This is a genomic window from Pseudomonas sp. Q11, from assembly GCF_024494355.1.
GTDB lineage: Bacteria > Pseudomonadota > Gammaproteobacteria > Pseudomonadales > Pseudomonadaceae > Aquipseudomonas > Aquipseudomonas hefeiensis.
This window is the reverse complement of the sequence record NZ_JAKNQY010000055.1, coordinates 1-6,977: the sequence shown is the minus strand read 5'-3', so window position 1 is coordinate 6,977 and position 6,977 is coordinate 1. Positions and strand designations below refer to the sequence as shown.

Below are 6,977 nucleotides of genomic sequence, written 5' to 3'. Positions count from 1 at the left end.
TCAGGCACAGAGCTTGGAGTAGATTTGTGGGGATCCCTCAGGGTCTGTCCCCGTTTTATGCAGGTGGCACAGAAGAATGGGCTGTTTTAATGGGGGATAAGTCTATGGCTTCGATGGTGCCGTCTGCGGCAAATGAGCTTCTTCGCAAGCTTACTGGTAAGCAGATTACCAAATTTGTTAGGTATAGCTGGTGGCCTGCATCGGAAGTTTCAACTCATTGTGATATTGAGGATAAAATGGCTTTCTCATTAACGGCTGGGCCGTTAGTCATCTACTTCGAGGGTGACATAATTCTTGGGTTTTCGAGTGATCCATCTCTGAATAGCATCATCGTTTGGGATGAGGGCGCAAGGGGCGCGAGCCAAAGTTCTATCTCCTTGGATCGCGACGAGGAACTGTTCGCTATTTCCGACTTTGGACGGTTTGCCACTGATTTTTGGAAGCAACTTATCGGGGCTTGGGTAAATGGTGTGACGATACTTAAGCGCGGACATATGAGTACGAAGGAACACCAGCGCCCCAGCGAAGTAGGCCTGCGCTTTGATATTTCAGGGGGTAAAAGCTTTGTCTTATCCCATGGGTTGCATGATGATTCTGATGATTTTTCAGTATTGGAAGAATCACAAGTGAATGCAGTTGGTTTGGAAGAGATACCATTAAGCTGATAGCATTGGAGTTCTCAGGGGATAGGCCGCAATTTTAAGAGGGGAGTTGTGTTTCTCGATTAAATTTGGTCGGTATCTTGAATGCTCAGGCTGTAATTTTTAAGATTTACTTGGAGTTACTCATGAAGAAAACATCACTACTAATATTGAGCCTGATCCTGACGTTGCCAGGCTGTAAATCCAACGTAAGAGACTCTTCCCCCACCTTGCTTGATGACGGTATCCAACTGCGCCAAAACAAAGTGACCGTCGATGCGCAGCACGCCAAAGTCATCATGAAAGCGTCGGGTGCCACCTATCCGGTGGAGTTTTCGATAAGGCGCGCAGCCGATCCTGACCAGCGCATGGACGTTCAGGGAACCGTAGTGGATACCGGCCGGGGCAAGGTGTTTGGCTGGATTGCCAAGGTTAACGAAACGGTCCACAGCGCATCCTTGAAACACTTCCCGCAGTTGGAAGTACAAGCTGACCCTGATCAGCCGTTTGAGGTGTCGGGCTACGCCAGCGGCGAGAGTATCGGGACTGGCTACCGCTGCGGCCCACTCAGAAGCACTTTTACACCGGAACGAAGCAAGGTTTATCTGGTGGAGTTTCAGTTTGTGGGTGAGCGTTGTGAACAGCATGTCTACGACGTCACCCAGCCACAGGAGCGTATTCCTGTCGCAAGTTTGCCTTAGCACCTGAATCGAATGGGCGATCCAAGATCGCTCATTTTCCATTTGTTCCGAAGCTTGCGCCCGCAACCGTCTCCCCATCACATCGCACCCGTCGCGCAGTGCTTCGGTGGTGGAGTGGTTGAGCGGGTTTCTCGTAGGAATCGACGGAACGAATATTCCCCATTGACTTGCAGGACATTTCCTAGAAAATTCCAGCCTCTTGCGCCTGCTGATTCCGGTGCCTAGTCTTTGCTCACCGCTGCCAATTCAGCGGTCGGGTTTAGTCGCTCGGTATTTCGTTAGGCGCAAGGTCTCCTTGAAGTCAGGCTACGGTTTTCTCGCTGATTTTATGGTGGCTGTGCGCAGGGCACTTTCGGGTGCGCCGGTTTCCTAACGTCCCGGTCGACTAACCTGTGCACAGCCGCCACCCCACTTCGTTTAGTCGCGAACAGTGGCGGATCCGACTGACGTTAGGAGGTCCATATGGACAAACTCATCCCAGACCCACCCGTTCCACCGTTGCACCTGGACATCGCAGCCGACGCCAACGCCGAACGCATCATCGATTCCTATCTGAACCCCAAACCCGCCCAGCCTGACAAGAAGCCACCTCCGGACCAGTTGTTCACCGTCGTGGAGGGCGTCGATGCTGAAAGCCTGTTGGCCAATCTCAGCGAAACCTTGGCCTCTGCCAATGCCATGGCCGGCGATTTGGCGTTCGATCTGGAGGATTCTCGGCGGCATGTTGCACTAGGGCTGCAGCAGTTGATCGAGCTGGGTCAGCTATTGGCAAACCGGGCGCTGGATGTCATCGACCCTAGATAGGCGTCCGTGACTGGCGTGGGGTAGACCACATTTTTCTAAGAGGCGTGGCAATGCTTCTTCGATAAACCGTGGTCTGTTCCCGTTTGTTTAACTCTACTGGAGCAGGCTTCTGAGCTGGGTGAGGCTCTGAGTATCTATCGCGATGGACTCGGCATGTAAGCCAGGCTCAACGTCAACCGAGTCCAGGGTTTGCCCGTCAGCACTGTGGCGGCCAACCCGCACAAATACCTGATCGAAACCAACCCGGCGCTCACCGACCTCAAGCAGTTCATGAGTTCGGACTACCTGCTTGCAGAACTCGACTACAACCCGGACATCAACGCCAAGCGCCTGGGCGACGGCCTCTACGAACAACGGCTGATCCAGCAAGCAGTAATCGCCCGCACCGGCCAGCGCTTCCTCGACGGCCAGACCTCCAACGAGGACATGTTCAAGTACCTGATGAACAACGCCGTCGCCAGCAAACAGGCGTTGAACCTGGCCGTGGGCGTCAGCCTCACGTCGCAACAGGTCGCGGCCCTGACCCACGACATCGTCTGGATGGAAAACGTCGAGGTCAACGGCGAACAAGTCCTGGTGCCGGTGCTGTACCTGGCCAACGCCAACAACCGCCTGGCCGCCAACGGCGCGCTGATCCAGGGCAAAGACGTGACCCTGATCGCCGGCAAGGACCTGAACAACGCCGGCACCCTGCGCGCTTCCAACAACCTGTCGGCCACCGCCGCCAACGACCTGACCAGCAGCGGTCTGGTAGAAGCCGGTAACCGCCTCGACCTGCTGGCGGGCAATAACCTCGTCAACAAGGCCGGCGGCATCATCGCCGGACGCGACGTGTCGCTCACCACCGTTCGGGGCGATGTAGTCAACGAACGCACCGTCACAAACTACGACGACAAAAACGGTGAATGGTCCTGGTCCATGGGCTTTGCCGACAGCGCCGCGCGGATCGAGGCGACCAACAACCTGAGCATCGACGCCGGACGCGACTTCAACACCATTGGCAGCGTGGTCAGCAGCGGCGGTGATCTGACCATTGAGGCCGGGCGTGACGTGAACATCGTTTCGGCACAGAAGGCCGATCGCATCACCGACCATGGCGATCACGATGATTCGGCGATCAAGCAACTGGCCTCCCAAGTGACGGCGGGCCGGGATCTGGATGTCACCGCAGGCCGTGATGTGACGGCGATAGCCAGTGAGCTCGAAGCCAAGCGCGATGTAGGTATGAGCGCTGGCGGCGACATGACCTTGGCGTCGGCGGCGGATGAGGTGCATTCGTACAACAAGGGCTCCAGCGTTACGCGCAAGGAAGACCACGTCAGCCAAGTGGCCACCACTGTGAAAGCCGGTGGGGATGTGGTGCTGGGTGCCGGCAACGACATGACCCTGATCGCCAGCCGCATCAGCGCGGGGGATGAGGCCTATCTGGTGGCCCAAAAAAACCTTCAACTGCTGGCCGCGCAGAACTCCAACTACACGCTCTATGACATGAAGAAAAAGGGCGGTTGGGGCAGCAAGAAGACTCAGCGTGATGAAGTGACCGATGTGAAGAACATTGGCAGCGAGATCTCCACTGGGGGTGATTTGACGTTGGTCAGTGGTGGGGATCAGCGGTATCAGGTGGCGAAGCTGGAGAGTGGTGGGGACATTACGCTGGACAGTGGCGGCAATATCGCGTTTGAAGGTGTGAAAGATCTTCATGATGAGAGCCACACCAAAAGCGATGGCGACCTTGCATGGTACGAAGCCAAAGGCTCGGGACGCACGGACGAAACCCTGCGCCAGAGCGAGTTGGTTGCTCAAGGGCGACTGATAATTAAAGCCGCTGGCCAGATCAGCATCGATATCAAGCAAGTCGATCAACAAGGTGTCAGTCAGACCATCGACGCCATGGTAGAGGCCGATCCAAATCTCGCCTGGTTGAAACAGGCAGAGGCTCGCGGCGATATTGATTGGCGTCAGGTGAAGGAGATCCACGAGAGTTTCAAATACGACAACTCAGGACTTGGCGCGGGCGCGAAGATTGCGATCGCCATTCTTATGTCGTTCGTCATGGGGCCGGCCGGCTTGGGGCTAGTGGGCGCTACTGCCGGGGGGGCGGTTGCGACAAGCTTGGCGACTACGGCAGTCACCAGCGCCATTGACAACAAGGGGGACCTGGGCGCCGCGTTCAAGGAAACGTTCAGTGCAGGCAGCCTGAAAAATGCCGCCATTGCCGGTGTAACGTTCGGTGTTACTCAAGGCGTAGTTAAGCCCATATTCGGCGGCAGCGCGGTACCGTTCAACAACATTACATATGGCTTTGATCTAAATACGCTCCAGGGGATTGGTGGTTTCGCTCTGTATTCGGGAGCCCAAGGCGTTGCGGGGGGAGTGATAAAGACAGCTATCGGTGGGGGTAGCTTAGGGCAGAACCTCAAGGATGGTTTGATTTCGCAGGCCGGAAACGTCGCTGCAGCGACAGCATTCAATTTTGTGGGTGGTTATGCCCAAGACCATTGGCAGGCAGCGAAGAATGTAGGTGATACCGCCGGCATGGCGATGTGGGCTGAGGGGGGGCTTGGTCGTATTGCCCTGCATGCATTGGTGGGTGGGGCGGTTACCAGAGCAACCGGCGGCGATTTCAAAACTGGTGCCATTGCGGCAGGTGCTAGCCAAGCTTTAGCCGGTGTACTCAGCTCAACCTTTGATGCGCAGCCTGAACTAAGGGAAGCGTTTTCCCAACTCGTCGGTTTAACGGCTGCCGGGCTTGCGGGTGGTGACGTAGAAAAAGCTTCCTGGGTTGCACTGATGGCTGACCAGTACAATCGTCAGCTTCACCTAAAAGAGACCGTCGCGCTCGAGAGGCTCCAGAAGGAGTCGCCAGAAAAGGCTTACGAACTCAAAGCAGCGGCGTGTGCTTTGGTGCATTGCGCCGCCTCAGTACCTCCAGATGATCCGGCTTATGATGCGGTTAAGGCGCTTGAGGCGGACGGCAAGGGATTCAATGACGCACAAAATGCATTGTTCGCAACTGGAGCCTTTGACGAATATTCAAAATGGGATCAGGCCAACGATGATCTGCTGGTTAATGACAAGGAACTCAGACAGTCAACTCAGGCAAGCCGCGCTGTACTGGGTGCGATAGGTGCCGCTGCGGGGTTCGGTGGTGCGATACTCTCCACGCCGGCTTGTATCACTGGGGCGGGCTGCGCTATACCTGCTTTTTCGGGAGCGGCAGGCGCGGCATCTTTCCTGGACGGGTGGCAAGCGACAGGACAGTTGTTTGCTCCATACCAGTTTACGCAAGGAAACAAGGTCCTCTCGTCCTTTAGCAGTGCCACCTATCCCGGCGATGTGAATCCGCTTCGCGATTACGGGACAGAGGCCGCTAAGGCTGCGTTGGAAATTGCGTTGCTGAAGGGGGCAGGGAAGTATCTGGATGGGGCTGGGGCGTCGGTGCTAGTCTCGGGGGGTGCAAAAGGTGGTAAGGCGATTCCAGATTTTTACACGAGAGCATCTGGAGAAACTATTCCTTCAACAGGATATAGGTATGTTTCGTCTGATGCTCCATACCTCCAAGAATTGCTCTCCTCGGGCACAATCCCCGCGAACGGCCGAGGCACTTATATTTCTTTTGATAACCTTGGCTCCGGTGCTGCTGGGAAATTGCAGGTTCCGCATGATGCTGCTATTAAAATTGAGTTTGATACAAAGCAAATACTGGATGACGTTAAAATTCCTCAAGGGCAATGGGGCAAAGCTGATCATCTTGAACCTATCACTACGGACTTTCCACAATTTGGACCTGGCGGAGCAACTCAGGCGGTTACCACAAAACCGATCCTCGTTAACAAGGTGATTGATACAAATACCGGGAAGGTGCTTTATGACCGTGGAAAATAGACATGATTGGGAGATTGCTTTCAGAGGGCTAGAGCGATTCTTTGATGAAGGCATGACTTTGTGGCCGAAAGATAAATTTTTCTTACTGTTTCCAAACGAGACTGTCGCAAATGGTAGTTATGTATTGGAGCAGTTGATTAATCTCGAAAAACAAGGAGCTATCTCTTTTGTAGGTACTGATGAGCTGTACATTAAGGTTCTGAATATTTAGATGGTGCAAAAGCAACAAGTAAGGTAGTTGCTCAGTATGGGCCTATGAGTCAAGGCCCCTTACCCAAAGGCATTGCGGACACATTCCGGAGCGCAGATAACGGGAGATAACGGGGAAAAATGGTGCCCATATTGTTCCAGATGCGAGGAGCTGAGATGCTATTCGCGACAAAATTGCCGGATTGGCTCGTGGCGTGCTTCCGCATTGCGCTACTTGGCGAGATATACCCTAATATTAGAGCCATCGCCGTCGGATATCATGATAGTGGTTTTGTGTTAGTTCGATACTATCTTGATCGTCAGCCAACAGACTTTGATTTGGAGAGCCTGGAGGTTGTAGCTACAAATTTAGATGCACTGGGAGGGAAAGAGCAGGCGATCAACAAAATTGATATCCAGTGTGTGCATGCGGCGGGTGCTAGGCGAGATTTAGATCCGATTAGTGGATTTGTATACTCTAGGCGAGAGCACGAATAAAATGGTGCAAAAGGAATAGGCGAAGCTTCAGGATACGCAAAAAGCTTCTCAATTGCCGATCGCGTCTTTGGTCAGCTCAATGATCCTCGAATGGGGCAACTTGCAGGAAAGCTTGATGCCGATGCCTTACAGAAGCTTGCTAATAATCCCGGTGCTACTCGGTTCATGGACGCAAGGACAGGGAAAGCGAGATAACGGGGAGATAACGGGGACAGACCCTGAGGGATCCCCACAAATCTACTCCAAGCTCTGTGCCTGA

6 protein-coding genes are annotated in these 6,977 nt (G+C 54.2%); all 6 read left to right on the top strand.

All coding sequences use genetic code 11. From position 1 onward, the window contains the following. Positions 1-665, top strand: a 665-nt coding sequence (locus tag MA884_RS27635) for a hypothetical protein (protein WP_256233466.1), incomplete at its 5' end; no start/stop codon positions are given. Between the two features lie 122 nt (positions 666-787). After that, positions 788-1,342, top strand: a complete 555-nt coding sequence (locus MA884_RS27630) for a hypothetical protein (protein ID WP_256233465.1) — start codon at positions 788-790, stop codon at positions 1,340-1,342. A gap of 462 nt (positions 1,343-1,804) precedes the next feature. Then, complete coding sequence (locus MA884_RS27625; RefSeq protein WP_256233464.1) at positions 1,805-2,146, top strand: DUF6124 family protein; 342 nt, start codon at positions 1,805-1,807, stop codon at positions 2,144-2,146. Positions 2,147-2,587: 441 nt separating this feature from the next. Further along, positions 2,588-6,031: a DUF637 domain-containing protein gene (locus MA884_RS27620; RefSeq protein WP_256233467.1), complete on the top strand. Its 3,444-nt coding sequence runs from the start codon at positions 2,588-2,590 to the stop codon at positions 6,029-6,031. Then, positions 6,015-6,242: a hypothetical protein gene (locus MA884_RS27615; protein ID WP_256233463.1), complete on the top strand. Its 228-nt coding sequence runs from the start codon at positions 6,015-6,017 to the stop codon at positions 6,240-6,242. Before MA884_RS27620 ends, MA884_RS27615 begins: the two co-directional genes overlap by 17 nt. 155 nt (positions 6,243-6,397) lie before the next feature. Continuing rightward, complete coding sequence (locus tag MA884_RS27610) at positions 6,398-6,718, top strand: colicin (protein ID WP_256233462.1); 321 nt, start codon at positions 6,398-6,400, stop codon at positions 6,716-6,718. Positions 6,719-6,977 lie beyond the last annotated feature (259 nt).

Excerpts from the sequence above, each read along its gene's own strand:
- MA884_RS27630 (WP_256233465.1), top strand. The coding sequence starts at position 788 with ATGAAGAAAACATCACTACTAATATTGAGCCTGATCCTGACGTTGCCA.
- MA884_RS27625 (WP_256233464.1), top strand. The coding sequence starts at position 1,805 with ATGGACAAACTCATCCCAGACCCACCCGTTCCACCGTTGCACCTGGAC.
- MA884_RS27620 (WP_256233467.1), top strand. The coding sequence starts at position 2,588 with ATGAACAACGCCGTCGCCAGCAAACAGGCGTTGAACCTGGCCGTGGGC.
- MA884_RS27615 (WP_256233463.1), top strand. The coding sequence starts at position 6,015 with ATGACCGTGGAAAATAGACATGATTGGGAGATTGCTTTCAGAGGGCTA.
- MA884_RS27610 (WP_256233462.1), top strand. The coding sequence starts at position 6,398 with ATGCTATTCGCGACAAAATTGCCGGATTGGCTCGTGGCGTGCTTCCGC.